Consider the following 309-nt stretch of genomic DNA (forward strand, 5'->3'; position numbering starts at 1 on the left):
AATGCCAACCAATACAGGTGGTAGAGAATTTTATAAAGGAGTTAACGCTGATATGTTCAAGGAATTTTATGCACAAATGCCTTTTCATAATCCCTCTTTTAAAGAATTAATGTCGACTATACAAGACCCTGATAATTTAGGGCTAGTCCATCATTGCGCAGTTGGAAAAGACCGAGCAGGAATTGGCGGAGCTCTTATTTTATTGGCTTTAGACGTACCTGAAGAGACCATTATGGATGATTATTTAAATACGAATATTCATTTGCGTCCCATGGTAGAAAGAATGGCTCAAACGATCCAGCACCAGTA

The 309-nt window shown here is 38.2% G+C and carries 1 protein-coding gene; it reads left to right on the forward strand.

Annotation, left to right across the window (positions count from 1 at the left end; translation table 11 throughout):
• Positions 1-52: 52 nt before the first annotated feature.
• Positions 53-309, forward strand: a 257-nt coding sequence (locus KVT27_RS24145; RefSeq protein WP_254636275.1) for a tyrosine-protein phosphatase, incomplete at its 3' end; no start/stop codon positions are given.

Source organism: Lysinibacillus sp. GbtcB16 (genome assembly GCF_019091145.1).
Taxonomy (GTDB): domain Bacteria; phylum Bacillota; class Bacilli; order Bacillales_A; family Planococcaceae; genus Lysinibacillus; species Lysinibacillus fusiformis.